Raw genomic sequence first — 26,733 nt, forward strand, 5'->3', positions numbered from 1 at the left:
GCCGCGCCGGAGCACGATATCTGCCCTCATGCAGACCGCCGAAGGGCAGATATGACCACGCCAGACAAGAAACTCCCCACGCTGTCCGACGGCGTCGTCGATTGGTTGACCAACGGCACCAGCGACGAGCGCTTTATCGACAACATCTTTGCCGAGATGTGCATCCGCCTCCAGCAAGCGGGCATTCCGATCAAGCGGTCGACGATGCACGTCCGGATCCAGCATCCGCAATGGCTCGGCGCCGCCTTCATGTGGACGGATGGCATGCGCGAGGCGAAGGTCACGCGGGTCGACTTCGACGTGCTCGAGCGCTCCGAATTCATCGGCAGCCCCGTTAGCGAAATGCTGGACGGTGCGACCGAGCTGCGTGAGAACCTGGAAGGCGACCCGTCGCGCGGCCGCAAGCACGCGGTCTATGACGAGATGCGCGCGAAAGGCCTGACCGACTACGTTGCCTGGCCGCTGCATCACACCCTCGGCAAGCGCCATCTCGTCACCTTTGCGACCGATCGCCCCGGCGGCTTCGACGACGCGCATGTTGCTGCGCTGAAGAACGTGCTGCCCGTGCTGGCGCTGGTCAGCGAGATCCGCATCAAGAACCGCCTGGCGCGAACGCTGCTCGAGACCTATGTCGGCTCCCATGCCGGCGAGCTCATCCTTGCCGGGGCCACGCGGCGCGGTACCGGCACGACGGTGCGTGCCGCGATCATGATCTGTGATCTCAGGGATTTCACGAAGATCTCCGACAACTGGCCGCGCGACGACGTTATCGATCTCCTCAACGACTATTTCGACGCGATGTCGGAGCCGATCGCGCGGCACGGCGGCGAAATCCTGAAATTCATCGGCGACGGCCTGCTCGCGATCTTCCCGCTCGGCGCGCCCAATGCCTGCGCGAACCTGCTTCATGCCGTGACCGAGGCCCGCCAGGCCATGGCCGCCCTGAACGAACGCAACAACGGCACGGGCCGTGCGCCGCTGAACTACGGCATCGGCGTCCATGTCGGCGACGTCATGTATGGCAATATCGGATCAACCAGCCGGCTCGACTTCACCGTGATCGGCCCCGCCGTCAACATGGCCTCCCGCCTCGAAGCCCTCACCAAGCAATTGGGGCGACCCGTGCTCCTGTCGCATGCGTTCGCGGAGCTGGTGGAGAAGCAGTTCGAGCTGGAGCATGTCGGCAAGCATGAGGTGCGCGGCTTCAGCGATCCGATCGAGCTGTTTGCATTTCACGGCTGAGGGCGGGACGATCGCGGTCACGCAGCCTGCCCCATTCGCGGGACGCGATATTTGACAGCTACTGCTTTGCTCCGGTCCAGGTTCCGACGCATCCGTCGGATCGCCGGAATGTCCCCGAGCCGCTGCGGCCTGCGCCGGCTCCACCGACACAGTTGTTGCATCATGCACTGGTTCAAATGAACGGTGCTGACGGCGGGCTCCGCCGGATAAACCGCGTCAATCATGCTGCAAGATTTGCCGGTCTCGCCGCACGCGTCAAGCGCCCGGGAGTCCTGTTGCCAACGCAGGATTGTATGATTACGCTTTGCGCCGGGTCCGCTTCAGACGTTCTTTCGATCGGCCGCACGTCCATGCCAAAATTCCTTCGCATTGGAATCCTTCAGTCGAACGTATCGGGATACACGTCGAAGGCGTGGTGTGTCAGGCGCGTCGGCTCGGCGGTTTTCCTGAAGTGGGGCGCCGTGGAGGTCCAGGGCGCCGGCGACGGGCGCAAGGTCTACTGGACCCGTTCGCCGCAGGAGAAGACGGTCCGTTGCGGCACGGCGCAGCGCGCCCAGGATTATGCCAAGGCCGCGATCGCGCGGCGCCGCAACCATCGCTATGAGCCGCTGGCCGGCGCGATCGCGCTCCGGCGCCGGTCCGCCGAGCGCAGCACCGATCTCAAGCAGGCCCTCGCCACCATCCTGATCGTCGATATCGTCGGCTCCACCGCAAAGGCTGCCAAGCTCGGCGATGCGCGCTGGACCAAGGTCATGGGCCATTATTACGCCGCCGTGCGCAAGGAGCTGAAGTCTTCGCGCGGCAAGGAAGTCGTGACGACGGGCGACGGCGTGCTCGCGACGTTCAAGGCGCCGGCGGCCGGCATCAGTTGCGCGACCGCGATCCAGAAGGCCGTGCGCACGCTGGGGCTCGAGATCAGGGTCGGCCTGCATGCCGGCGAATACACAGTGAGCGGCGGCGAGATGGTTGGTCTCGCCTTCCACATCGGCACCCGCGTCGCCGCCAAGGCGCGCGCCGGCGAAGTTTTGGTGTCGAGCGCAGTCAAGGACCTGATGAAGACGCAGTCCCAGATCCGCTTTAGGGATCACGGCAGTCATCAGCTCAAGGGCGTGCCGGAGCGGTGGCGGCTGTGGCGGGTGGAGGGGTGAGAGAGTGCAGGGAGGGGACCGGTGCGGGGCCCCATGCACTCAACGCGACGTCACAAGATTGCCCGCGCGTTGTTGTCACCGTCCCTCGTAAACGGGTGGACGCTGTTGTGCCTGGGCATCGCGGCCTTCCCGGAAATCCCTGGTCGTGAACAGCGCACGATATTGGTCGTCGAGTCTCGCCAGCGCCGTCTGTGAATCTTCGAGCGCCATATGGGAGGAGGCCAGGGACGTCTTGATTCCGAGAGGGCCGCATGCGGCGATGTTGTTGGCGATCTCGACGGCCTTCGCGAGAGCCGCATCCCGGTTTGGGGCCACTTCCTGTACCGTTCCCATTCGGAGGGCTTCCTTCGCACCCCAATGATCGCCTGTCAGGATGAACCGCATGGCATTTCCCCATCCGGCTTCTCTGGGGAAACGAACCGTAGCGCCGCCTCCGGGAAAGCGGCCGTGCGTGTTCTCATCCTGACCGAACTCCGTGTCTTCCGACGCGACGCGTATGTCCGCGACAAGGAACAGCTCGTGCGCCATATTCCAGGTGTCGCCATGCACCGCGACGACCAGAGGCTTCGTGAGCGCTGGCTTGGTCCGCCCCAGAGGGTCGATGAAGCCGGGTCCATCCATCATCTTTTTTCCAGACTGAGCGAACGCTTTGAAGGCGTCGACATCGACACCTCTGGAGAAGCAGTCGCCATGGCCGAATAGAACCGCGGCACGGAGCGAGGGATCGCGATCGTACGCGTCATATGCTTGCGCCAAGCCTTCGGTCGCCTCCGGATCCAGCCGGTTGTGGATGTAAGGCCGATTGATGCCAATCAGTACGATCTGGCCTTTGCGCTCGATGGTGATCTTCGCCTGCTGACCGTACGGAATGTCCGCCATGAGCGTGGACTGCGCCGTCTCGTCGATTGGTGATGTCATCGATTTCATCTTCCGATTTTGGGTGCGCAACGCGACCGGTCCGAAAACGATGCCCAACGTACCAGCGAGGCGTCGAGCGTATTTCGGGATGGGGCGTCCTTTACGCAAACACACGATTGCCGCAATGCGCCCCATGCGGGCGCCCCCGAGTCGTGCGGATAGGTAATCGCTGGCGCCTTGTTGAAAGATATCTCTGCGCAGGACTCGTAAGTTGGCTGCACTGACGGCCATACGACCGGTGCTGCTCGAGTCGCGGAGGGCAGTCAAATGCGGTGCACGCGATGCAACAGAAAAGGTGATCGGAAACATCGGACACGACCATAACAGGAGACGCCAATGCCAAACTGTTCCGAAGATATTCGCAGTCGAACCGGGCGCTGTGCCGTGTGCGACGGCAAGTTTGGTCTGGTCCGTTACTACTCTTGGCGAAAGCCCCTTTGCTCGAAAAAGTGCGTCGAGCGCTTCACGGCGCGCCGGCAGGGCGACCACGACTGGGTGGGCCGCTTCGCGATCGCTTTCAACATGGTTCCAGAGAACCGCGGGAGAACCCTATGACGATGCAGATGTCACGACGAGGACAGGAATATCTGGAGACGGCGCAGAGTCTGCTCCGCGCAGCCCGAACCATGACGGATGCCGCGGTCGCCGCTCGGCTCGAGATGCTTGCCAACGACTATCAGCGGCGCGCCGAGAAGGCTTCGAGCGTCGATGCGGCCAGAGCATCGGCGCGTCCGGCCGCCAGGACTGAGTACGAATGGTACCCTTGAAACCGGGGTTGCGCGGCCAGTCCGCCAACCGCGCCACATCAGTTTCTCATTTCTTGCCAGCCTTGGAGCCGATATGGGCGAGGTTGTTCGATTAGTCACAAAGGCCGAGCGCGAGAGAGCTCGTCTGATCCGCGAAGCGCGCGCCAACTATGACGCCGTCTTTCCGCCGGTTGATCCCGGCGGCGAGCAGCCTGTCAAACCGTACGCCGACCGCGCGGACAGCAATGCAAGCCCCAACAGGCCGAGGGAGCTCTCGTGAGATGATCAGGATCATTGCCGTGCTCTGCAGTCTCTCGTCTCCAACAGACTGCCACGAGCAGATCGTCACGACCTCGGACTTCGCCGACGTGACGATGCAGTCCTGTCTGATGGGGGCGCCGCAGCTCGCCGAATGGATGGCGCAGCATCCGGCCGAACGTCTCGCGGCGTGGCGCTGCACCATCGGCAAGCAGGAAGCTCGCAGGGGAGCGTAGGGCGCGAGGCATCACGGATTACGGTGATGGGGCACTCAATGCATGAGCCTTCGAACCGGCGAAGGCGGCCGGCGGGACTCGAACTTGCAACCAGACCGTTATGAGGGATGGGATAATATCCCGTTCGTTGCGTTTCGTTCACGCCGTCTCCGGTGGGAAACTGGTGCCGTGCTCCGACACTGGCCAAATCGGCCCTTTCGCGATGGGCCCTTTTGGCATTTCGGCAGGGGTTTGGAGCCCGATCTGATCTGCCTACCCCAGGCATGTGCGGGACAATCGCGTGCGCTTAATGAGCGTTTAATGCTTTTGCGCAACAGATAGATCACCAGCGCGGAATTAGTCCTAGTTACGAGTGCGAGCCGAGCTCCCGAGGAGGGGAATCGGATGGGACTGCTTTTTGTTGGAGTGCTGGCAGGGGTCCTGATCGGCTTTGGCTGGTTCGCGCCTTCCCGAGGGTATTTCCTCGGCTGCGCGTCACCCCCCTGTTTCGACAGGGTTGCGGTCGCCCGACCCGCGCCGCCAATGCAGGCGGCGCCGGCGCCGGTTCCTGCGACCGTCAAATCGGATTCTGCAACTCCGGGACGGTCCGACAAGAAATCGCCTCCGAAGAAGCGCGGATCGGCCGATCTCGCCAAAGCGGCGTCCCCGCGGACGAAGATCAGCGTGCCGGCATCCGAGCGGCCCGCGGACGCATCAGATCCTGTCCTGGACAAAGCGAAGGTCACCATCGCGGCGAAGATGGAGGATCCAGGATCGGCCGAATTCACCGAAATGAAGCGCACAACGCGCAAGAACATGCTTGGACGCCCCGTGGACACGATATGCGGGCGTGTGAAAGGACGAAGCGCATCGGGCGGCCAGACCGGAGAGAGACCATTTCTTTATCTTGTGAAGGAGGATGAAGCCTATGTCGTCGACGGCAAAACGTGGTCGGCGGCGTCGACGGCGTATCGAAACATCTGCAAATAGGGGATGCGTCGACTGCGTCAACGCGTGATGCGCGTCCAAATGATTTGAGCGGAAAGAATTTCCACCCAGGCGCCAGGTGATCCCGCAGCGGACACTGCCCTCATGGCGGCACTGCGCCGCTCTCGTGCTGCTGCATTCAGGATGAATGCGGCAGCAGGGGACGCAATACGGAATGGAAATATCGCGGAAGTTCTTTTCATATCGAGGACATCATGCACGACATAACCAACATCTCGAAACGGCTGAATGACTCGCTCCACTTGCCGGTTCTGGTGATCATCGAGCCGCTCCTGTTGCCTCGCACATGCATTCTGAACGTCCTCAGGCGGGAATTGGACGAACTTGAGATCCTTGACATGGCAACGGTCCAGGGCCTGGACTGCACGTCAACCCGCGATGTTCGTGTGGTGGTGCTGAGTATCGCGAACAAGTCCATCGGCGATCCCCTGGTTGAGGACGATCTTGCCTTCGTTGCGGAGTGTTGTCCCAACGCCGCAATTGTAGTCCTGTCGAACCATGACGACGAACCGACCGTGCAGGCCGCGATGCAGCGGGGCGTGCGCGGCTTTCTCTCCACCTCGCTGCCGATCGAGATCGTCATAGCCGGCTTGCGCCTTGTTCTTGTCGGCGGCGTCTACAGGCCATTGCCGGTCGGCGGGACGAACAGGATACCGGATTTCGAGCCGCCGGATGCGCGCGGGCTTGCGCCCGCATATCTTGTGAACGCGGGAGCCGGAGTGGCTATCGACAGGAGCGTGACCGATCTCACGCCTCGTGAGCAACAGGTTCTGGCGGAATTGGAGCTCGGCCTGCCCAACAAGTTGATCGCCGCCAAATTGAGCCTCTCGGAAAGCACGATCAAGATGCACATCCAGCATATCATGAGGAAATGTGCTGCGCACAATCGGACGGAAGCCGTCCTCCGCTGGCGCGGCCGGCTGCCCGCGCAGAGTCGCGATCACGACTCCGGCGCAGCACCAATGCTGGAAAACTAGTCCTCCCTGAAGGCACCACGGAAGCTGTCGAGCAGGGGCCTGAGCGCGTAGAGAGCCACGGTACCGCGCCCTGTCGTGATGAACACCTGAACCGGCATGCCGGGGACGATCTGGATGTCGTTTGCCGCGACCTGCGCGTCGTCGATCCGGATCCTGGTCGCGTAGTATGGCTGGTCGGTACGCTTGTCGAGGAGCCGGTCTGCGGAGACATGCACGACGGTTCCCTTCAGGCGGGGCACGCGACGCTGATTGTATGGCACGAGATGAACCTCGGCACTGAGGCCGGGATGAACCACGTCGATGTCCTCTGGCCTCAGGCGAGCGGACACGATGAGGCGGTCTTGCCGGGGCACCAGGTCCATCAGCGGAGCACCGGCTCCGATGACGCCGCCGGCTGTATGAATCCGCAAATCGGTTATCACGCCGTCCTCGGGCGCCTTCACCTCCGTTCGCGATAGCTGATCCCGGGCCGCAAGCAACCGCTCGCGGAGCTGGAATATCTGGCTCTGCGCTTCACGAAGCGACTGTGCGATCTCGTTCTGCCTCTCGCTCTCGAGCTTGAACAATGTGGCCTGCTGTTCGCTGATGACCTGCCCGGCGCGGGAAATCTGCGCGGCGATCTCGCCGCGGCGGCCCTCGACGTCGGCCAGCTCCCGCTGCAGGTTCAGAAGCCGCGGCCGCCGTTCGAGCCCCTTGGTGACGAGGGTCGCGACCATATCCAGTTCCTCCCGGACGATGTCGACCCGCTGCCCGGTGGCGTTCTCCTGCGCCTTGAGACCTTCGATCTCCTTCTCGACCTGACGCCTTCGCTCGCGAATGACCGCAAGCTGCGACTCGTGAACCTGCAGGCGTGCCTGAAAAATGAACTCCTGCGCCGACACCGCAGCGGCGGCCACCCCGCTCTGCTTGCTGTCCTGTTCCAGCGCCTCCGGAATTGCGATCCTCTCGAATCTCTGCTGCTCGGCCTGAAGCCGTGCGGCGCGAGCAGCTGCATCCCACAATTGGCCTTGAAGGCTTTGCATCTCCGAGCCGGCCCGGGTGTCGTCCAGCGCGATCAGCGTTTGGCCGCTTCGCACGGTATCGCCGTCCGAAACCAGGATCTTCCTGACGATACCGCCTTCCAGGTGCTGAATCGTCTTGCGGCTCGATTCCGATTCCACGACACCGGACGCGATCGCGGCGCTTTCGAGAGGCGCGAGGCTCGCCCATGTACCAAGTCCCAGCATGAAGCCGAGCACCAGCAGATTGCCGGCGAGGGTGATGCCGCGAAGTCTGCCGCGCGGAGAGATCTGCGTCGGGGTCGAGCACCACGGAAATTCGAGAGGCTGGAAGTCGTCGATTGCGGTCACCACAATGCCGGATCGCCGGGCGAGCGGGGGGTTCGCCGGCGCTCGCATGAGCTGGTCCCAGATGATGGGAAGTCTCGAGACGGCGGGAAGCATCCGGATGGTGAGGGAGTTCCAGATCATGGCGCAACCTGCGACGTGACCTGGGGGCGGCTCAGGTGCCGTTCAAAGATGTCCTCGCTGTCGCCGAACGCGGCAACCGCACCGTCCTCCATGATGGCAATCTTGTCCGTGGCGGCGAGGAGACCCATCCTGTGAGTGACGACGACGAGGATGACGCCTGCGAGCTTCATGCGCTCGATGGCATCCAGGAGCATGCGCTCGCCGCCGTAGTCGAGGCTGGCGTTGGGTTCGTCGAGAACGATGAGGGGTGGAGTGCCGAAAAAAGCGCGAGCGAGCCCGAGGCGCTGCCGATACCCGCGCGAGAAGTTTGTTTCGCTGTGAACCACCGTGTCGTAACCCAGCGGCAGGCGCATGATCGCCTCATGGATTCCAACGAGCCTGGCCGCTTCGACCACCTTCCGCCGGTCGGCATCTTCAAGGCGTGCGATGATGTCGCTGATGGTGTCGCCGAGCAGGTTGATGTCCTGGGGGAGATAGCCGAGGCGGTCGCCGCTTCGGCCTTCGCGAAGCAGCGAGACGTCGGTATTGTCGAGGAGGACACGGCCATGCGTCGGCATCGACAGTCCGGCGATCACCTGGCCGAGCAAGGACTTGCCTGACCCGGACGGACCGATAATGCCAAGGCATTCGCCGGGCATGAGGCTGAACGAGACGCCGTTCAGCAGAAGATGGTCGGACCCCGCAAGCCTGACGCCGACATTGTCGACGACGAGGCCGCTTCGCGCCTGCGGCGCGACAACCGCCGTGCCCTGCTGCTGGGGGGCGGGGAATGCGGCGAGGAGTACGCCGAGCCGCTGACAGGCGGTCACGGCCGTCACGAGTGATTTCCAGCCCGCGACCGCACTTTCGACCGGCGCGAGCGCCCGGCCGAACATCAGCGTGGCAGCAAAGATGATGGCCGGACTCTTGCCGTGATCGAGCACGAGCCACGCGGCCGCTCCCATGATCAGGACTTGCGACAGTGCGCGAACCGGCTTTGCGGCCAGTGAGACGATCTCGCCTCGGCGGAGCGCCACATCGTGCTCTCGGCGCGCGTGCTGCGCGTCGCGGTGGATCATGCGCGCAGCGCTGTCGAACATTCCCATGGCGCGGATCATGTGGATGTTGCCCGCGGTAGTCTGGAGACGACCGCCGCTTCTGGACAGCGCGAGGCTGGATCTGAGCAGGGCGTCTTCCGTGACCAGCTCTCCGGCAACCGTGAGCGCGAACAGGAAGGCGACGCAGCAGGCGCCCACCACGCCAAGCAGGGGATGGATCAGAAAGAGGACAAGGAGGAACAGGGGCGCCCAGAGCGCGTCGAAGAGCAGGGTGCATGCGCCGGACTCGACGAACTGGCGCAGCACGGTGAGATCCCGATACGCGCCCGTCGCTTGAGTCCAATCGCTGCGAAACGCCGATTCGAGGCCGGCCGAAAGCACGCAAGGACGAAGGCGATCGTCGAGCCAGGCGCCAAGGCGTCCGAGGACGGCGCGCCGCAATGCGTCGAACACGCCGCCGACGACCACCGTGATCGCGACAATGAGCGTGAGCAGGAGCAAGGTGTCGCCACTCCGGCTCGACAACACCCGGTCATAGATCTGAAGAAGATAGATGGAGGGCGCAAACAGCAGCAGGTTGTAGCTGCAGCTATATGCGAATACGAGACCGAGCGGTCCCGCGCAGGACCGGAGGGCGGCGTGCAGTGGCGTCCGGACCTGCGGCAGGATGGGTAACCGAATGGGCGGCATCAGCATGATCGTCATCGCCCGAAATCGAGGTCCGGCGTGCCTGACCGATGGCCAACGCATTCTGGCAACGGCATTGGCGGGTCATGGCGTGAAATCCGGGACCGGCGGTAGTGGCCGCCAGTCCCGCCAGTCGGACGAGCCTGATCAGAGCGTGTCGAGATGGAACGTGACCCCGCCGCCCCATGCGAAGTTGCCGTCGCCGCCATCGCCGCCGATCCCGCCCGCGGCTTCCTGGTGCTGATCCACCAAGACCTTGTTGATCTGGGTGGCATCCGTGTTGGCGTACACCTTGGAGGTATCGTAGCCGCTGTAGGATTTCTGGCTGCCGTTCGACTCGGCGTCTCCGCCATGGGCCTTGGAAAAATACGAGGCCTTGGCGTTTGCTCCGCCGGCATCCCAATCCGCCGTCTGCTTGACGTGATCGCCGGTGCTCACATGCACATCGGCGCCTACTGCCTTGTTGGTTGGATCGTAGTTGACTGTCGGCTTGCTGATGATGGCTCCCTTGAACGTGCCGTCGCCGCCATTGCCGGCACTTTGACCACCGGTGTTGATCGATTTGACGTCGATCGTATCCGAGATTTTGATTGCCTTTGGCATCATTTGAGGCCTCCGTCGTTCTGTTGATTGTCGTGCAACATCCTCCCGATCAGGCGGACGCGCGGGGCAAGTCTGATCCGCCGATGCGCGATGACATAGATGTCAAATCGGACACCAGCCGGTTTGAGGCCTACGTACGAAAGTACGAGATGTGTCGGGGGAGGGCGCTTCTGCGCCCGCCTTGCATGCGAAGAGTGGCGGCGGCGCGCGCCGCCATGCGATCGATCGTGCGGGGATGGTGCGGCGTTTCGCTATGCCACTAAGTGATGATCTGACAGGAGATGCGCGGCATCGCCACCCAGCGCGAGATTGCCGTCGCCGCCGTTCCCGCCAACTCCGGCGATCTGGACCGCACTCTGGTCGATGTGCACGTTGTTGACCTGATCGGCCACGGCCGTCGAATGGGGACCTGCGATGGCGATGTTGATGGGTGCATAGATCGCGACGCTGACATCGACCATGCTGCCGGCAAAATATCCGTTGCCGCCATTGCCTGCGCTGTTCGAGCCGGTCGCGATCGCGTCGGAGCCGCCCCACAGATGATGTGAGAGAAGGCTTGCATGGCCGCCCGCTGCGGCGTTGTCGCTGCCGCCGTGGCCGCCAATGCCGGCGATCTGAACCGCGGATTGATCCACCGAGACAACATTTGTCTGGACCGCGTAAGCGCTGGAGCCATAGCCCGCGATTGCAATGTTGATCGGGTTGTACATGACGAACGAGGTATGGACGAGTTCGCCGCAAAACACGCCGTCGCCGCCATTGCCGGCCTGATTCCCGCCGGTGAGAACGTCCCAGACGCTCCCTCCGTGGCTTGATCCCCAGCTGGGGTCGAGCGTGATGACGCTGCCGCCGGCGGCCACATTGCCATGTCCGCCGCTTCCGCCGACGCCCGCGATCTGAACGGCCGATTGATCGATGTCGACCGTGTTCGATTGACCTGCATACGCAGTGCCGCCCGCGCTCGCCAGCGCGATATTGATCGGATGATAGATCACCACGGGAGCGTCCACGATCGCACCCGAGAAATAGCCGCTGCCGCCGCTTCCGGCGCTGTTGTCGCCGCTTGCGATCATGCCGGAGCCTGAGGACGTGCTGACGCTCCCGCCCGATGCCATGTTGTCATTGCCGCCATGGCCGCCGACGCCGGCCATTTGAAAGGCGGATTGATCGACATTCACATCGTTGGACTGGCTTGCGAGGGCGACCGAGCCGTATCCCAGGCTCACCGAGATGTTGATCGGTTCATAGATCAACAGGGAGGCGTGAATGATACCTCCATAGAAGTGGCCATCCCCGCCGTTCCCGGCCGCGTTCGCGCCACTCTCGACCGAGGCAATGCCCATGCCGGGATGGGATGGGCTGGCAGCAGGCGTCGTGGACGAAACATTCTGGTCCCCCGCAGCGTGGTTGTCGGCGTGGCCGCCCGTCTCGCTCCCCGGATGTCTGGATTGAACCGGGTCGGAGTCCTTGTGCTGGGTATTCGCGCTCGCTTGGTGCGCCCCAGGACTTGCAAGTTGATCTCCAAACAGGCCGGGACGGTGGACCGGGGCGCCACCGCCGACCGCGTCGGTCACGAACGGAGCACTCGGCGTGGGGCCCGGTTCGTCCTCGCCATCGTATCCATCGTGGTGACGAGAGGCGTGATGCAGCCGGATTCCATCCGACATCCGCGAAAAATCCATCGTAGCCTCCCTCATCGCAATCGCTTCGCGCGATCGGACGGGTTCTGCGCTCCGGACAGAATGTCATCCCGGGAAGGTCGAATGCCCAGTCGTCAGTTCGGATATGGCGCTTCGGGTGGCAGCCGTAACATCGGCTACATCCGTTTGGCTGCGGTTACAGCCTTTGCGTCAATCCCCCTTTGTCTGCGCGATCATCTCGCCTGCGGCCAAAATGAATCCTCGCCGTTGCCGGATTCAAGTCGCATTGCGACCCAAATCGCGGCCAAGGCTCGTGGCCGGCCAGGGGCGCAACACCGGGGGTTTCCATGTCCGGTCATTTGCGAATTTGTTTTGCCGCTTTTGCATGTCTTGCCGGTCTTTCGACGACGTCTGCGTCGTCGAACACATTTTCCGCATTCTTCAACGCCGATCCCGCGCCTGCCCCTGCCCCTGCCCCTGCGCCCGCGTCAGCGGAAGTGGGGTGCTTGTCACGGCCCGGCAAGTCGGCCGACGGCCAGCACTGGGTCTATCGCCTGGAAGGCCGGCGCAGATGCTGGTTCCAGGTCGCCGAAGGGGTCGGGAGGGCGAAGGAGTCGGTTCGCTATCGCGCCGCCAGACATCGTGCCGCCAAAGATCGTGTCGCCAAGGCCGAAGAGAAGAGGCCCACCGCGCCCAGGCGGAAGGCGGTGGCGGATGCGCGCGCGGAGCTGCAGCGCTCCGCACCCGAGGATACGTCCCGGCCGGGCCCGTCCGCGCCCGTACAGGTGGTTGATGCCGGTCCCGTCCTTGCGACCGGGACCGCGACCCGCGTGTCGCCGGTCCCCCTTTCCAAAAACGATCGGCTCACGGCCAACGGGATCACGCCGCGCCAAATCGACGTCCAGATCGACGTGGAGGCACTCCTGGCTGCCACGCCGGCCGCCAGCGACGTGGTTGCCGCCTCAGCGACTCCGCTCGCCCACGCCGAGGCCGGCGATGGCGGGCAGGGCTGGACCTGGCTTGGCATGCTGCTGATGGCTTTCGGGCTTCTTTCCGTCTTGAGCGCGAGTCGAACCATTCGGTGGGCCGTGCTGACTCCAAGGCCGGCGCCATCGTAGAGCGCGAGAGAATCCCGCCCTGGCCGACGGCGGAGCTCGACGCGCATCGCTCAGCGCAATTCGAACCTCTCGCGCAAAATCAACCAGCGATACTGTGAAGGCTAAGACGGAGACAATAAAAGGATCGCAACACCGCGCTGATGCACATTGCGCGTGAAACAGTGTCCTGTCTAGGCGTGGCCGGAATTCGACTATTTCAACGGCTCCACCTTCGCTGCCATATCCGGAGCGCGGCTGACCCTGTAGGTGGCGTTGCTGCATTTCAGGACCCAGACGGCATGATCGGCCCTGGAGCGCTTGGCATCTCTTGTGGCCTGGAGTGCCTTCTCGCAGGCAAAGCCCTGCGTGCGGATCTGCGCAGCAAGCATCTCCTTCGGCACTTCTTCCGCGGCCTGGGCGACGGATATCGTCAGGTCGGTATGAGACGCACCTCCGATCGATGCTGCGAGGAGAACAGCGCCAGCAAACAGATGAACAGGCGTAACGACGTTGCGATGCATCATAGGCCTCCGGCCGGATGATTGAAGAGTCCCGAATAACTCTCGAAGTCGCGAGAATGATCTGCCGATCGACAACGGAGGTCGTCTCCGACAGCCAGCCACATCGCGCGATTTCGGAATGTCAAGAATGCAGGCCGCGCCGTAGCCGTGTAGCGGCGCAGAATGAACAATGACCATGGCTGGCCCTCATTCTCTGATTGTGCTAATGTGATGCTTGTGGGGGTAGTTGAAGCATCACCCTCCGGTAAGACTACAAGCCCATCACGTTTAATTCCAGCGCGCGTTTTTGATCCTGCAGACGCCATGCGGCGTTAACTGCAACCGATATTGCACGTCTCGATGCCCGACCTCTCGCCTGGAAGCGAGAGTGGCTGCGCCTTACGACGCGCGTCCGGCCTGCGGCTATTCTCCGTACCCGCCCTGTTATTGAGAGATCGACGAAAGGAAGGCTTCGGGACGCAGTCGTCCGCGCGCGACGTCGCGTTGCGCGCCCGGATCGCGGACAGCGCAGCGGTGGCTTGATTTAGGTCAACGAATGCGTCCCGCTGCTGGTTCATCCAGCATCGGGTGAGGGTTAGGCCAAGTTTCAGCCCGGACCGGTGACTGGCAACAGGGATGCGTCTTCGGAGCAGTCATGACCCTTGCCGATGCGAATTCGTCATCCGACCATGAACAGCTGCAGCAGCAGTCTGGCGACGGCGCCATGCTCTACGTTCCCGGCGGCACGTTCCGCATGGGTTCGGATCGACACTATCCCGAGGAAGCGCCCGTTCACCGCGTGACCGTCGATGGATTCTGGATGGACCGCGCACCGGTGACCAACCGGCAATTCCGGCAGTTCGTTGAGGCAACCGGCCATGTCACGCTTGCCGAAACGGCGCCGGATCCAAAGGACTATCCGGGCGCGCTGCCGCATATGCTCAAGGCGGGTTCTCTCGCGTTTGTCGCGCCGAAACGGAGCGTCGATCTGCGCAATTGGGGCCAATGGTGGACGTTCAGGTTTGGCGCCAACTGGCGACGGCCTTACGGACCCGGCAGCTCGATCCGCGGACTGGACGAGCACCCGGTCGTGCATGTCGCCTTTCGGGATGCCGAGGCCTACGCCAACTGGGCGGGCAAGGAATTGCCGACCGAGGCCGAGTGGGAATTCGCCGCACGCGGCGGCCTTGACGGAGCCGAGTTCGCCTGGGGCGAGACGTTCACGCCCGGCGGGCGTCAGTTGGCCAACACCTGGCAGGGCGAGTTTCCGCACGAGAATCTGGCGACCGACGGGTATGCAGGCACTTCGCCGGTGACGGCGTTTCCGCCGAACGGTTATGGCCTCCACGACATGATCGGCAATGTCTGGGAATGGACCACCGATTGGTACACGGCGAAGCACGAAGCCGATGCGCCAAAGGCCTGTTGCATCCCGGAGAATCCGCGCGGCGGTCGCGAAGAGCTGAGCTACGACCCGTGCACGCCCGGCATCAGGATTCCGCGCAAGGTGCTCAAGGGTGGATCGCATCTGTGCGCTCCCAATTATTGCCGCCGCTACCGGCCTGCGGCACGCCATGCCGAGCCGGTAGATACGTCGACCAGTCACGTTGGATTCCGCTGCATCAAACGGGAGAGACGTCATGAACGATGAACGGCGCAGTTGGCGACCGAGCCAAAAATTGCTGTTGGCCTCCGGTCTTGCGACATTGCTCGTCGCTTTGCCGGGTCTTCTCGCTGCGCCGGCGGCGGCGCAGCAGATCACCGGCACACCGGGCACGCCCAGCGCCACGATGACGCTCGATGGCAAGCAGCTTCCGCCCGAACCTCCGAAGTTCGGCGGCGTGATCAAGGAGGAGGCCAAGGACTCAAAACCATACTGGCCACCGTCCGTCGCGCCGCCCAAGGGCGCCCCGAACGTGTTGCTGATCATGACCGACGACCAAGGTTATGGCGTGTCCGGCACTTTCGGCGGTGTCGTTCCGACCCCGGCGATGGACCGCGTCGCCAAGGCCGGCCTGCGTTATACGCAGTTTCACTCGACGGCGCTCTGCTCGCCGACGCGGGCGGCGCTGATCACCGGCCGCAACCACCATTCGGTCGGGTACGGCGTGATCGGCGAAATGTCGACCGGCTATCCCGGTTACAACTCGGTCATTGGCCAGGAGAGCGCCACGATCGGGACCATCCTGCGGGACAACGGATTTGCCACCTCGTGGTTCGGCAAGAACCACAACACGCCGACCTATCTCTACAGCGCTGCAGGGCCATTCGACCAATGGCCGATCGGCATGGGATTCGAATATTTCTACGGCTTCATGGGCGGCGAGACCGACCAGTGGACACCCTATCTTTTCAAGAACACGACCCAGGTTTACCCCTGGATCGGCAAGACCGGCTACAACCTCATCACCGACATGGCGGATGAGGCCATCAACTACATGAACGGCCTGAACGCGGCGGCCCCTGACAAGCCATTCTTCGTCTATTACGTTCCCGGCGGCACCCATTCGCCGCACCAGCCGAAAAAGGAATGGATCGAGAAGTTCAAGGGCAAGTTCGACATGGGCTGGGAGAAGCTGCGCGAGCAGATCTTCGCCAACCAGAAGCGCCTCGGGGTGATCCCCGCGAACACGGCGCTCACGCCCTGGCCGGACACCCTGCCGAAGTGGGACTCGCTCTCGCTCATCCAGAAGAAGTTGTATGCGCGCGAAGCCGAGGTGTTTGCCGCCTACGCGGCCTACACCGACAATGAGATCGGCCGCGTCATCCAGGCGGTCGAGGACATGGGCAAGCTCGACAACACGCTGATCATCTACATCAGCGGCGACAACGGCACCAGCGCGGAAGGCACGCTCGAGGGCACGCCGAACCAGATGACCGCCTATAACGGCGTTCTGAAGCTGCCGGAAGTCGAGCTGATGCTGCACTACGAGAACTGGGGCTCCGACAAGACCTACCCGCATATGTCGGTGGCATGGTCATGGGCCTTCGATACCCCGTTCAAGTGGACCAAGCAGGTGGCGTCGCATTTCGGCGGCACCAGGCAGGGCATGGCTATCTCATGGCCCGGCCACATCAAGGATGTCGGCGGCATTCGATCCCAGTTCCATCACATCATCGATATCGTGCCGACGATCCTGGAAGCCACGGGCGTCGCGGCGCCCGCGACGGTGAACGGAATCGCACAAAAGCCCATCGAGGGCGTGAGCATGGCCTATACGTTCGACCAGTCGAACGCGAACGCGCCGTCAAAGCGCACCACGCAGTATTTCGAGATGTTCGCGAACCGCGGCATCTACCACGACGGTTGGTATGCATGCACGACGCCGCCCGCGCCGCCATGGCTGTTGGGAACGGCAAAGCTGCCTGACGTCACCAATTACAAATGGGAGCTTTACAATATCGTCGACGATTTCTCGCAAGCCAATGACCTGGCAGCCAGCAATCCCGACAAGCTGAAGGAGCTTCAGACGCTGTTCCTGGGCGAAGCGGACAAATACCAGGTCTTGCCATTGGATAATTCGGTCCTGCCGCGTCTGACGACGCCGCGTCCCAGTGCGACCGCAGGGCGAACCGAGTTCACATACAAGGGCATCAATCCCGGCATCCCCGACGGCAACGCCCCCAATATCATGAACAAGGACTACAGGATCACTGCCGACATCACCGTCCCGCAGGGCGGGGCTGAGGGAATGATCGTGACGCTCGGCGGTCGCTTCAGTGGCTATGGCCTCTATCTGCTGAAGGGCAAGCCGGTCTTTGTCTACAACATGCTGGATTTGAAGCGATACCGCTGGGAATCGGGCGTGGGCGCGCGCGACTGGTTGGGCACTGCGCTCAAGCCCGGCAAGCACAGCATCGCGTTCGATTTCAAGTATGACGGGCCCGGCTACGGCAAGGGCGGCACGGGCGTGCTGTCGGTCGACGGCAAGGAGGTTTCCCGCCAGTCGATCCCGCACTCGATCTCGTTCATCATGGCGATCGACGAGTCGTTTGACGTCGGCGTGGATACCCGCACCGGAGTGGATGACAGCTACAAGCTGCCGTTCCAGTTCACCGGCAAGATCGACAAGCTGACGTTCAAGCTTGGCCCGACGCAGGTCTCGAGCGACGAGCAGCGGATCATCCAGCACGCCCGGATCAGGGCAAGCGACTAGTTCGAGCGCGATTGAGTCTGCGGACATTGAAGGATGTCCGCGGACTCATCCGCACCGATCAAGCTGCCGAAATCCACAATCGCGTGGAGAGATCTTGGGGGGCGAACTATCTCACCTTGGATGGATCGCCAGCGGTCCGCGTGAGGCGATCCGCCTTGACCAGCACGCGATCGTCAGCCGTCTGCGGCCGCAATGAGAAGCTGACAGCGACAAAGGCGACGCAGAGCGCGATGCCCACCGCCATGGCGCGCCGATAGGCTGGTCTATCAGCATTCTGAAATGAGGGGAGGCTGCTCCTCCTTGCCTGCTGTTCAAATCCAGCCTGGGAAAGCTTTTGCAATTGTTCGACTTCGCGATGCTCGATGGACAGCGCGCGGCAGTGAGCGGCCATCTCACGATAGTGTTCTCGTGACGAAAAATCGGTCGCCGTCGCAGCGCGTTTTTCAAACGCCAGGGCTCGGTCGGCAAGCTCTTTTGATTTTGACATCGGGCACCTCATTCCAAGGTGGTCCGCTGGACACCAATTTATAGGTCGGCCGGCGCGTCACTTCGGTTCAACGCTCGGACGGCGCCCGCTCCCGACGGAGCCCGGCATCTGTCCCGTGCTCACCTTGCCCGCCGCCGGCGGAGTTGGGACAGGGACTCTGCCCCATCGTGCCGTAATAACTTCACAGTTTGAGGAGCCTATACCGGTGCCCGCTGGGGGATCAGCGCATGGGGGAGCCATGACTGACAGCGAGTGGAAGGAGCGCTGGCACGAGGTCGAACGCTTTCGTTTGATGGCGCTTGAAACGACAGACCCGGTGGCGGCGACTCTGCTTCGCGATATCGTGTTGGACCTGGAAGCGGAGCTGAATGAGCTGGTCGACGTGGAGGCGCAAGGGCTGCCATGGCTTGGCGCAGTGGCATGAGCGCAGGCCTCGTCGATCGATTCAGTTAGAGCACGATCCGGCCCCGAAGGGCCGCGGTGTTCGGTCAGGGGCGCTGCCGAATATGCGCGCCAGGCGCGCCGCCTACCGTTTGTATTGGTTCACCGGCCGCGCGGTCCAGCGGCGGGTGTGGCCGAGCTAGTCCTATTGTCCCGGGAGGTGCGTCGATGCTGGCCGTACGCGTGTCGACGCGATCTGACGTGACCGCTGCTCCAATGGCGATGGCCAGAGCGATAGCACATAGGACCAAGGCTGCTCGATTGGGGTCCATCATTCGACCTCCGCGAAACGGCTCCATGGTGCGGAGATAACGCCCAACTGACGACTTGGTTCTTGCGGTGGTGGGCGATAGGTGCGGTTCACGCGTTCGCAGCAGTTCGTCCGTCTTCGCTCTCACTTCGTTCAAGCTACGCCGGACACCACGCTTCCCCTCTCGTTCTCCGCCTGGCTGCGCCACGCGTAGCCCGCTGGGCGAAGCGTGGTGGGCCCGGCAGGACTCGAACCTCTGAAAAAGATCACATCCGTCCGTCTCGGCCCATCGCCAGTGGCGTCGTTGCAAGGCGCCACCTGAAATTGTATAGTTTCTTTTTTCCCGGGAGCCGATCGGAGGCTTCTCCAGGAGGCCGGCGGCGATGCGTATTGTCGTTGCAATGACAGGAGCCACTGGTGCCGTGTATGGCGCACGCCTGCTCGGCGCGCTTCGCGAACTGGAAGTGGAGACCCACCTGGTTCTGAGCCGGTGGGCTGAAGTCACGATTGCCAAGGAAACCGGGCTTTCCGCCCGCGAGCTCGCATCCACCGCCTCAGTTACTCATTCGCGCGATAACCAGGGTGCATTGATCGCAAGCGGTTCGTTTCGCCACGACGGCATGATTATCGCGCCGTGCAGCATGAAGACGCTGGCGGCGATCCGCTATGGATTTGCTCACGAACTGATCGTCCGGGCAGCCGACGTCACGCTCAAAGAGCGGCGTCGCCTGGTTTTGCTCACTCGGGAGACACCGCTCAACGACATACATCTCGAAAATATGTTGGCGCTGAGCCGGATGGGGGCGATCATCGCGCCGCCCGTGCCGGCGTTCTACGGCAATCCGAAAACCATTGATGATCTCGTCGATCACACGGTCGGTCGCGTACTGGACCTTTTTGGACTGGAGTTTCAGAAACTCGAGCGATGGGACGGCATGCGCCGGGCCAACGAATTGCCTTCGCGTTCCGCAGAACCGCGGGCCGTTTCCGGGGGAGGAGGTGCGGAATGAAGGAAGCCGAGCACATTTACACGGCTCCAGCGAGCAGCAGCAGGATTCCCGATGCACTGGCGCGCTATCTCGATGGCACCGAACTGCTCACGAAGACGCAGGCGCTGCGTCTGTCGACGGTCGATGCCGACGGATGGCCTCGCGCCGCCCTGCTGAGTGCCGGCGACATGCTGGTGACGCCCTTCGGCCGCATCCGCCTTGCGCTGTTCCCGCAATCGAGCATGACGTCCAATCTTGAACGCGACGGGCGGTTGGCGATTGCGCTTTCGATCGATGGGGGGATGTGCGAGTTGAGGCTCCGCTGTCGGCGGCTTGCTCATTCCTCTCCGGAGGTGCCGCTGGCGTTCTTCGAAGGAGAAGTCGAAACGGTGCGCCACCATGTGGCGCCCTACGCAACCGTGACGACCGGGGTGACCTTTGCGCTGCATGATCCCCAGGCCGTGCTCCCGCGTTGGCAAAGGCAGATTGCCGCTTTGAGGTCAGCTTGAAACCCGTTTCAGCAGAGTGGGGCAACGATGCGAGCCTACAAGGACCTCCGTGAATTCCTGTCGGTGCTCGAGCAGGAACGGCAATTGCTGCGCATCCATGATCAGGTTCTCCCCGAGCCTGACATGGCGGCCGCAGCCTGCGCCCTCACGCAGATCGGCGAGGAGAGTCCCGCAATCTATTTTGACAAGATCGCTGGCTTCAGCAGCGCTCGGGTCGCCATGAACGTACATGGATCGTGGTGCAACCACGCTCTCGCGCTCGGCATGGCCAAGGACGCCAGCATGCGCGATCAGTTTTTCGAATTCGTGCGGCGTTTTCAGCTTTATCCGGGTGCGCTGGAGCGCGTCGAGAACGCGCCCTGGCAGGAAGTTGTCGTCGACAAGGATGTGAATCTCTATGAGCTTCTGCCGCTGTTTCGTCTCAACCGGGGCGATGGCGGCTACTTTATCGACAAGGCCTGCACGATCAGTCGCGATCTTGACGACTGGAACAACGATGATGTCGAGAACGTCGGAATATATCGCTTGCAGGTCAAGGGACGAAACCGCCTGGGAATCCAGACCGTGCCGCAACATGACATTGCGATCCACATGGCTCACGCGGAAGAGCGGGGGGAGGACCTGCCGGTCGCGATCGCGCTGGGAAATGAACCCATCATTACCCTGATGGGCGCCACACCGCTGCTCTACGATCAACTCGAGTACAAGATGGCAGCCGTGATGCAAGGTGCGCCCTATCGGGTGGTCAAGACCGCCAAAGGCCTGGATATTCCCTGGGGCTCCGAATACGTGCTGGAGGGACGCGTGCTTTGCGGACGGCGCGAGACCGAGGGGCCGTTCGGCGAATTCCCCGGCTACTACTCGGGATGTCACAAATATCCGGTGATCGAGATCGACCGGGTGTCGCACCGGAAGGACCCCGTTTATGACGCGGTCTATGTGGGGCGGCCGTGGACCGAGATCGATTTCCTGCAAGCCATGACGACGAGTGCGCCGATCTTCCTTCAAATCAAGTCGACCTTTCCCGAGGTCGTCGCGGTCAATGCACTCTACACCCATGGTCTGGTGGTCGTCGTCTCGACCAAAATCCGTTACGGCGGCTTCGCCAAATATGTCGGCCTGCGCGTCCTCACCACGACACACGGTCTCGGCTACGCCAAAATAGTGATCGTCGTCGACGAAAACGTCGATCCGTTCGACCTCAAGCAGGTGATGTGGGCAATGTCCGTGAAGGTCAATCCTGCGGGCGATATCGTGACCATCCCGAACCTCGCGGAGAATCTGTTGGATCCGGCGTGCAGCCCGGGAGGCATCGCCACCAAGATGATCATCGATGCCACCACGCCGGTCGCGCCGGATGTCCGCGGCGATTACGGCGAAGAGCTGGACAGGCCGCTCGGCACCGATCAGTGGCAAACGAAGCTCTCGGGCCTGGTGAAGGAGATGCGCAAATGACTGTAACCAGCGTTCGCGTTGCTCCGACCGCATGCCCGCGGTGCCGATCGGCTACACTCGGGGTAGTTGGCAAATCTTCCGTTGCCGGCGTTTGGACCATCTTCAGTTGTTCAACCTGCTTCTATGCCTGGAGATCGACCGAGCCGGAGGAGAATGTAGACCCCGAGAAATATCCCGCCGCCTTTCGGTTGCGCCCCGAGGATCTTGCGAGGCTGAAGGTCGTCCCGCCCGTTCCGCGGCGCCGGCCGTCCTCGTGAGTTGGCGGAAAGGTCGAGCCCATCATCGCGGCGACGTTGCTCGCGCCGCCGGACTCGCGGAACAGCGAGGGCGCCGGCTTCCAGGTCAGGCAATATTTAAAATTCGATCGATCTGATTAGCCGGACCTTATGCCCGATCCAAGGCGAGGGAATAGTTTTACCGCGTGTTCAGGTCTTGAGTGGTGTCATCGCCCATTCCTTTGAAATCCGCTTTTGTCGTTCGATCATTTTCAAACTGCGAGCGCATCAATGGCTGCTATCACGTCATTCTTGGCCGAGTTGGACGAAGCAGTTGCGAGAGGAAACCCCGAGAGTTGCCTGCGGGCGCTCTGGCATGCGGCAGATATCCTGATCGCCGGCACTTATTCCGAGGAGCAGATCTGGACTTTCGGCGAGGTCATCGGTCGCCTCGCGCAGGAGATTGAAGCGAGCGCCCGGGCGAAGCTCGCGGGAAAGCTCGCATGCAGCCCAAACGCGCCCTATGCGTTGACCCGGCAAATGGCAAGCGACGATTGCATCGATGTCGCATGGCCGATTCTCAGTCAGTCGGAGCGCCTTGACACCGAGACATTGATTGCGTGTGCCAGGAACAAGAGCCAGCAGCATTTGCTTGCAATCTCCAGGCGACAAACGGTCCCGGAAGCGGTCACCGATGTCCTGGTGGTGCGGGGATCTCCCGAGGTCGTCACCTCGGTCGCATCAAACGCTGGGGCTAGTCTCTCCAAATCCGGATTTCTGCACCTGGTACGGAGGTCAGAAGGGGATTCGATCCTTGCCGAGTCGGTAGGACTTCGAAAGGATATTCCCCGACATCTCTTCCACCAGTTGATCGCCAAAGCCTCTGAAGAGGTGCGGCAAAAGCTGAAGAGGGAGCGTCCGGATATCGAAAGTGAGGTCCATCGCGTCGTCGTCGATGTCACCGGGGCCATTCATGCCAGGTTTGGCCCGGCGTCGAAGGATTACTTCACGGCGAAACGCACGGTGGCAAAACTGCACGAGAGAGGCGAATTGACAGAAGACAAGGTCTTCGAACTTGCTCACTCTCTCAAGTTCAACGAGACCACCGTTGCCCTGTCGTTGCTCTGTCGGCTTCCAATCGATGTCGCGGAACGGGCATTGATCGAGAAGGATCGCGAGCCGGTGTTGATCCTGGCCAAGTCTCTCGATTTCTCATGGCCCACCACGATGGCGCTGCTGTTCCTGGGCGCGACCAACTACCGGATAACCGCTGGAGAGCTCGATCAATTGAAGATCGATTTCCACCGGTTGAATGTCAAAGCGTGCCGGGAGGTTGTCACCATCTACCGAACGCGAAAGGAGGAGGTCTTCGGTAGCCCGTTTCAACAGCCTCGGCGCATGATCTAGGATCGCAATTGCGGTAATAGAGCACTTAATTCATGAGCCTTCGAACCCGCGAAAGCGGCCTGAATCATTGAGTGTACGGTCACCGTAATCCCGACTTCATACATGCGTGGATGTGGGTGCGGGTCACGCAACGGTGAGCGCCGTTCGCGCAGCCGTGATTTTCCACTGCGTGTCTTTTCTCAAGCGCATACCTACGTAATCCCTGTCCAAAAAGATTCGAAGGAAACGCTTTCAACAGAGCAGCCGATTCCAGCCAGCGAACGCTCCGCACGACAACAACAACCGTTCGGAGTACGACCATGATTGGATTCAGGACTTCCATTATTGCAGCGATGATGTCGATTGGCGCGATAAGCTCTGCAAGTGCCCAGTGCCCGACGTGGGCGAATTCAAATCCAGCTTTGTTTCAGGCGCAATATCCCAACAGGGATGTGTTGAACGGCTGCGAGTTGACGCCGGCAGGCAGAATGGGCCTCGAGCTCCCCGGCGGCGCGGCTCCCTGGTTTGGGCCCGACAGGGCTTATGGAGCAATGCCTGGCGTTGCTCAACACCACGGCTTTCAGCACCGATCGCGGTGAGTATCTGAAGATAAACCCGAATGGTCGGATTCCGGCCCGTCGATCGCGACATGCAGATGTTCGAGGCCGCAGCGATCGTTCTTCGCTTGGTTGATCAGCATCCCGAAGCCGGCGTGGCGCCGCGAGCGCCATTCGGGACGATTGAACGCGCCCCGGGCAAATCGAAAACGACTTCGTGACTTGGGAATATGCGTCGGGCAACGCCCGTCTAGGGATGGTGGATTGGATCTCTTGCCTCACGGGAGATCATCCAATCGAAAAGGAGTAGCCACGATGACACCATTCAGAAATTCCATCGGGTCGGTGCTGTTCAAGGCCCTGTTGACCGGACTGGTCGTCACCACAATCCCTGGCACACCGCTCGAGGCGAGCGAGCACCACGCCAGCGATCGACGCGCCGAGCAGAGCGTTGGTTCCAGCATTCCTCGCATCGAGGGCGATCGGTCGAGCGTGGCGCCGGCCTACCACGCATTTGCGCCAGCGCCCTCGGAGCAGCCGGGTGGAGTTTGCGACCACGGGGATAACCCGATGATATGCTGACGGGGGACGGCGCAGTACGTATTGCGGTGGCAGCGCACTCAATTCATGAGTCTTCGAATCGGTTAAGATGGCCGGGTCGTAGTATGCACTATAATCCTCGAAGCTCGTCGCTTTTCGATCCTCGTCACCAACCGGGATGGCGAAGAGATCGGCCCGCTGGATATCCTGCAATGAATCGCGATCCAAGATGACGCTCAAGATTGGGGTGATTTCGGACACGCATGGGCTGTTGAGGCCGGAGGCGGAGCACTGCCTCGCCGGCGTGTCCCACATCATCCACGCCGGTGATATCGGCGCTCCGGAGATCGTGGACCGCCTTAACCGGATCGCGCCTGTGACCGCCATCAGAGGGAACGTCGACACAGGTGATTGGGCGAGGCGCTTCCTTGACACCGAAACCTTGCGCCTTGGCGGCCGCGGCCTCTACGTCTTGCACGATCTCAATCAGCTTACGATCAAGCCGAAGGAGCTTGGGATCGATGTTGTGATATCGGGCCACTCCCATCGCGTCGCGATCGAGACCGTCGATGGCGTGCTCTACTTGAACCCAGGAAGTGCGGGGCGCAGGCGCTTCAAGCTGCCGATCACGCTGGCAACGCTCGATTTGGATCGGGTTGGCGCTCTCCAACCGGTTATTCATGATCTCGGCAACGTGTGACAGCCACACGCAGGCGCCTGCGATCGAAGTGTCATCAATGCGAACGGAAATGCGCTTTATTGGTGGGCCCGGCAGGACTCGAACCTGCAACCAGACCGTTATGAGCGGCCGGCTCTAACCATTGAGCTACAGGCCCCGCCGCGGGACGGCTCGCGGAATCCGCGGCCGGCAACGGTGCGCGGTTCGTTTACAGGGATGGAGGCGGGGGTGCAATGCTGGCTCGGGCGGATGGAAACGCCGGCGCGGCATCGTGGGTAATTTTTGAATACCCGAAATTTCCGATAATGCCCTTATAATCCTGTTTTGCCCGACGGGTCAAATCGTCCCTTGTGAAGGCTCGGTTTTCTGATTTCGTAACCCCTTGTAATAACTCATCTTTTCTACTGTGCATGGGGTTGTTTTCGTAAGGTTTGTTGTGAGGGGGACCCTTGAAAACTCTTTGGGTCCCCCGAACGTCTTCCCGGCGGGCGACGTGGCCGGCGGCGAAGCCGCCGCTAGTCCACCGACACCCCGGCGAACTCAACGACCTTCTTCCACTTCTCGGTCTCATCAGCGACCAGCTTGCCGAACTCGGCCGGCGTCATCGGCTTGGGGATGCCGCCGGTCTCGGCGAGGCGGGCGATCAGCTTCGGGTCCTTCAGCGCTTCGCCGACGGCCTTGTTGAGGATCTCGATCACCTCGGGCGGCGTGCCCTTCGGCGCGGAGATGCCGTAGAAGCCGACCGATTCGAAGCCCGGCACGGTCTCGGCAATCGCGGGCACGTCGGGCACGCTCGGCCAGCGCTGCGGCGAGGTCACGCCGAGCGCGCGGACATTGCCGCCCTTCGCCTGCTCCAGCGCGGAGGGCAAATTGTCGAAGATCAGCTGCACCTTGTTGGAGATGATGTCGGGGAAGGCGATCGCGGAGCCGCGATAGGGCACGTGCACCATGTCGCACTTGGTCATGACCTTGAACAGCTCGGCCGACATGTGCACCGAGGTGCCGTTGCCGGACGAGGCAAACGAGATCTTGCCGGGATTGGCCTTGCAGTAGTCGATGAACTCCTGGACCGTCTTGGCGGGAAACGCGTTGGAGACGACCAGCATGTTGGTGAGCTGCATGATGCTCGCGACCGGTACGGTGTCGCGCAGGAAATCGAACGGCAGCTTCTTGTAGAGCGAGGTCGAGATCGCGTTGTTGGGCGCGACGAACAGCAGCGTGTAGCCGTCGGGGGCTGCGTTGATCGCGGCGCCGGCCGCGATGTTGCCGCCGGAGCCGGCGCGGTTCTCGACGATGAATTGCTGGCCGAGACGGTCCGACAGCCACTGCGCCATGATCCGCGCCACGATGTCGACCGGGCCGCCGGCGGAGAAGCCGATGATCCAGTGCACGGGGCGGTCGGGGTAGGCGGCGGAGGCGGGAGGGGAGGCGCCGAAAAGACCTGAAATTAACGCGAGCCCAAAAACAGTGTTACGCAAAATTCGCAACATGACGTCTCCCATTGTTCTATTGTCGTTGAGCCG

The 26,733-nt window shown here is 62.1% G+C and carries 26 protein-coding genes and 1 tRNA gene; 17 read left to right on the plus strand and 10 right to left on the minus strand.

What is annotated here, in order from left to right:
* Nucleotides 1-51: 51 nt before the first annotated feature.
* On the plus strand, nucleotides 52-1,242 hold the full coding sequence (locus tag NLM15_RS09270; protein ID WP_254116632.1) for an adenylate/guanylate cyclase domain-containing protein: 1,191 nt from the start codon (nucleotides 52-54) through the stop codon (nucleotides 1,240-1,242).
* A 350-nt stretch (nucleotides 1,243-1,592) separates the two neighbouring features.
* A complete protein-coding gene (locus NLM15_RS09275) occupies nucleotides 1,593-2,390 on the plus strand; it encodes an adenylate/guanylate cyclase domain-containing protein (protein WP_254116633.1) in 798 nt (265 codons plus the stop codon).
* Nucleotides 2,391-2,465: 75 nt separating this feature from the next.
* Here the strand turns inward: NLM15_RS09275 and NLM15_RS09280 are convergent, their stop codons facing one another.
* Nucleotides 2,466-3,617, minus strand: a complete 1,152-nt coding sequence (locus NLM15_RS09280) for an enoyl-CoA hydratase-related protein (protein WP_254116634.1) — start codon at nucleotides 3,615-3,617, stop codon at nucleotides 2,466-2,468.
* A gap of 242 nt (nucleotides 3,618-3,859) precedes the next feature.
* On the opposite strand from NLM15_RS09280, the gene NLM15_RS09285 reads away from it, so the two are divergent.
* From NLM15_RS09285 to NLM15_RS09305, 4 genes are all read left to right on the plus strand, one after another.
* Complete coding sequence (locus tag NLM15_RS09285; protein WP_254116635.1) at nucleotides 3,860-4,075, plus strand: hypothetical protein; 216 nt, start codon at nucleotides 3,860-3,862, stop codon at nucleotides 4,073-4,075.
* Between the two features lie 260 nt (nucleotides 4,076-4,335).
* Nucleotides 4,336-4,548: a hypothetical protein gene (locus NLM15_RS09295; RefSeq protein WP_254116637.1), complete on the plus strand. Its 213-nt coding sequence runs from the start codon at nucleotides 4,336-4,338 to the stop codon at nucleotides 4,546-4,548.
* A gap of 384 nt (nucleotides 4,549-4,932) precedes the next feature.
* On the plus strand, nucleotides 4,933-5,517 hold the full coding sequence (locus tag NLM15_RS09300; RefSeq protein ID WP_254116638.1) for a hypothetical protein: 585 nt from the start codon (nucleotides 4,933-4,935) through the stop codon (nucleotides 5,515-5,517).
* A gap of 212 nt (nucleotides 5,518-5,729) precedes the next feature.
* Complete coding sequence (locus NLM15_RS09305; protein WP_254116641.1) at nucleotides 5,730-6,512, plus strand: response regulator transcription factor; 783 nt, start codon at nucleotides 5,730-5,732, stop codon at nucleotides 6,510-6,512.
* On the opposite strand, the gene NLM15_RS09310 is transcribed toward NLM15_RS09305, so the two are convergent.
* The 4 genes from NLM15_RS09310 to NLM15_RS09325 form a co-directional block, all read right to left on the minus strand.
* Nucleotides 6,509-7,909, minus strand: coding sequence for an HlyD family type I secretion periplasmic adaptor subunit (locus NLM15_RS09310; RefSeq protein WP_254116642.1), 1,401 nt, complete (start codon nucleotides 7,907-7,909; stop codon nucleotides 6,509-6,511). The two genes, NLM15_RS09305 and NLM15_RS09310, sit on opposite strands and share 4 nt — an antisense overlap.
* A 68-nt stretch (nucleotides 7,910-7,977) precedes the next feature.
* Entirely contained in the window at nucleotides 7,978-9,723 is a 1,746-nt protein-coding gene (locus NLM15_RS09315) for a type I secretion system permease/ATPase (RefSeq protein ID WP_254116644.1), read from the minus strand.
* 129 nt (nucleotides 9,724-9,852) lie between these two features.
* Nucleotides 9,853-10,311, minus strand: a complete 459-nt coding sequence (locus tag NLM15_RS09320) for a hypothetical protein (protein WP_254116646.1) — start codon at nucleotides 10,309-10,311, stop codon at nucleotides 9,853-9,855.
* Between the two features lie 248 nt (nucleotides 10,312-10,559).
* Nucleotides 10,560-11,990, minus strand: a complete 1,431-nt coding sequence (locus NLM15_RS09325) for a hypothetical protein (RefSeq protein WP_254116648.1) — start codon at nucleotides 11,988-11,990, stop codon at nucleotides 10,560-10,562.
* Nucleotides 11,991-12,454: 464 nt separating this feature from the next.
* Here NLM15_RS09325 and NLM15_RS09330 point away from each other — a divergent pair, with 464 nt between their 5' ends.
* Nucleotides 12,455-13,066 carry a hypothetical protein gene (locus NLM15_RS09330; RefSeq protein WP_254116649.1) on the plus strand — a complete coding sequence of 204 codons (612 nt, stop codon included), beginning with the start codon at nucleotides 12,455-12,457 and terminating at the stop codon, nucleotides 13,064-13,066.
* A gap of 191 nt (nucleotides 13,067-13,257) precedes the next feature.
* On the opposite strand, the gene NLM15_RS09335 is transcribed toward NLM15_RS09330, so the two are convergent.
* Complete coding sequence (locus tag NLM15_RS09335; protein WP_254116651.1) at nucleotides 13,258-13,566, minus strand: hypothetical protein; 309 nt, start codon at nucleotides 13,564-13,566, stop codon at nucleotides 13,258-13,260.
* Nucleotides 13,567-14,200: 634 nt separating this feature from the next.
* Between NLM15_RS09335 and NLM15_RS09340 the strand changes: the two genes are divergently transcribed.
* Nucleotides 14,201-15,196, plus strand: a complete 996-nt coding sequence (locus NLM15_RS09340) for a formylglycine-generating enzyme family protein (RefSeq protein WP_254116653.1) — start codon at nucleotides 14,201-14,203, stop codon at nucleotides 15,194-15,196.
* Nucleotides 15,186-17,702 (plus strand): arylsulfatase, encoded by a 2,517-nt coding sequence (locus NLM15_RS09345; RefSeq protein ID WP_254116655.1) that lies wholly within the window; start codon nucleotides 15,186-15,188, stop codon nucleotides 17,700-17,702. The genes NLM15_RS09340 and NLM15_RS09345 overlap by 11 nt, the downstream gene beginning before the upstream one ends.
* A 106-nt stretch (nucleotides 17,703-17,808) precedes the next feature.
* Here the strand turns inward: NLM15_RS09345 and NLM15_RS09350 are convergent, their stop codons facing one another.
* Nucleotides 17,809-18,189 (minus strand): hypothetical protein, encoded by a 381-nt coding sequence (locus tag NLM15_RS09350; protein WP_254116657.1) that lies wholly within the window; start codon nucleotides 18,187-18,189, stop codon nucleotides 17,809-17,811.
* A 238-nt stretch (nucleotides 18,190-18,427) separates the two neighbouring features.
* On the opposite strand from NLM15_RS09350, the gene NLM15_RS09355 reads away from it, so the two are divergent.
* The 7 genes from NLM15_RS09355 (at nucleotide 18,428) to NLM15_RS09380 (ending at nucleotide 24,212) form a co-directional block, all read left to right on the plus strand.
* On the plus strand, nucleotides 18,428-18,613 hold the full coding sequence (locus NLM15_RS09355; RefSeq protein ID WP_254116659.1) for a hypothetical protein: 186 nt from the start codon (nucleotides 18,428-18,430) through the stop codon (nucleotides 18,611-18,613).
* A gap of 650 nt (nucleotides 18,614-19,263) precedes the next feature.
* Nucleotides 19,264-19,890, plus strand: coding sequence for a UbiX family flavin prenyltransferase (locus NLM15_RS09360; protein ID WP_254116661.1), 627 nt, complete (start codon nucleotides 19,264-19,266; stop codon nucleotides 19,888-19,890).
* Complete coding sequence (locus NLM15_RS09365; RefSeq protein ID WP_254116663.1) at nucleotides 19,887-20,378, plus strand: pyridoxamine 5'-phosphate oxidase family protein; 492 nt, start codon at nucleotides 19,887-19,889, stop codon at nucleotides 20,376-20,378. Before NLM15_RS09360 ends, NLM15_RS09365 begins: the two co-directional genes overlap by 4 nt.
* Before the next feature lie 27 nt (nucleotides 20,379-20,405).
* Nucleotides 20,406-21,833, plus strand: coding sequence for a non-oxidative hydroxyarylic acid decarboxylases subunit C (locus NLM15_RS09370; protein WP_254116665.1), 1,428 nt, complete (start codon nucleotides 20,406-20,408; stop codon nucleotides 21,831-21,833).
* Nucleotides 21,830-22,090, plus strand: coding sequence for a non-oxidative hydroxyarylic acid decarboxylases subunit D (locus NLM15_RS44010; protein WP_375166832.1), 261 nt, complete (start codon nucleotides 21,830-21,832; stop codon nucleotides 22,088-22,090). Before NLM15_RS09370 ends, NLM15_RS44010 begins: the two co-directional genes overlap by 4 nt.
* Before the next feature lie 249 nt (nucleotides 22,091-22,339).
* Complete coding sequence (locus tag NLM15_RS09375; RefSeq protein ID WP_254116667.1) at nucleotides 22,340-23,455, plus strand: DUF2336 domain-containing protein; 1,116 nt, start codon at nucleotides 22,340-22,342, stop codon at nucleotides 23,453-23,455.
* A 598-nt stretch (nucleotides 23,456-24,053) separates the two neighbouring features.
* Nucleotides 24,054-24,212, plus strand: coding sequence for a hypothetical protein (locus NLM15_RS09380; protein ID WP_254116669.1), 159 nt, complete (start codon nucleotides 24,054-24,056; stop codon nucleotides 24,210-24,212).
* A 67-nt stretch (nucleotides 24,213-24,279) separates the two neighbouring features.
* On the opposite strand, the gene NLM15_RS09385 is transcribed toward NLM15_RS09380, so the two are convergent.
* Nucleotides 24,280-24,759 carry a hypothetical protein gene (locus tag NLM15_RS09385; protein ID WP_254116671.1) on the minus strand — a complete coding sequence of 160 codons (480 nt, stop codon included), beginning with the start codon at nucleotides 24,757-24,759 and terminating at the stop codon, nucleotides 24,280-24,282.
* Between the two features lies 1 nt (nucleotide 24,760).
* On the opposite strand from NLM15_RS09385, the gene NLM15_RS09390 reads away from it, so the two are divergent.
* Entirely contained in the window at nucleotides 24,761-25,231 is a 471-nt protein-coding gene (locus tag NLM15_RS09390) for a metallophosphoesterase family protein (RefSeq protein ID WP_254116673.1), read from the plus strand.
* Nucleotides 25,232-25,291: 60 nt separating this feature from the next.
* Here the strand turns inward: NLM15_RS09390 and NLM15_RS09395 are convergent.
* Both NLM15_RS09395 and NLM15_RS09400 read right to left on the minus strand, forming a co-directional pair.
* Nucleotides 25,292-25,367, minus strand: a tRNA-Ile gene (locus NLM15_RS09395).
* Nucleotides 25,368-25,725: 358 nt separating this feature from the next.
* Entirely contained in the window at nucleotides 25,726-26,700 is a 975-nt protein-coding gene (locus NLM15_RS09400) for a tripartite tricarboxylate transporter substrate binding protein (RefSeq protein WP_254116674.1), read from the minus strand.
* Nucleotides 26,701-26,733 lie beyond the last annotated feature (33 nt).

Source organism: Bradyrhizobium sp. CCGB20 (genome assembly GCF_024199855.1).
GTDB lineage: Bacteria > Pseudomonadota > Alphaproteobacteria > Rhizobiales > Xanthobacteraceae > Bradyrhizobium.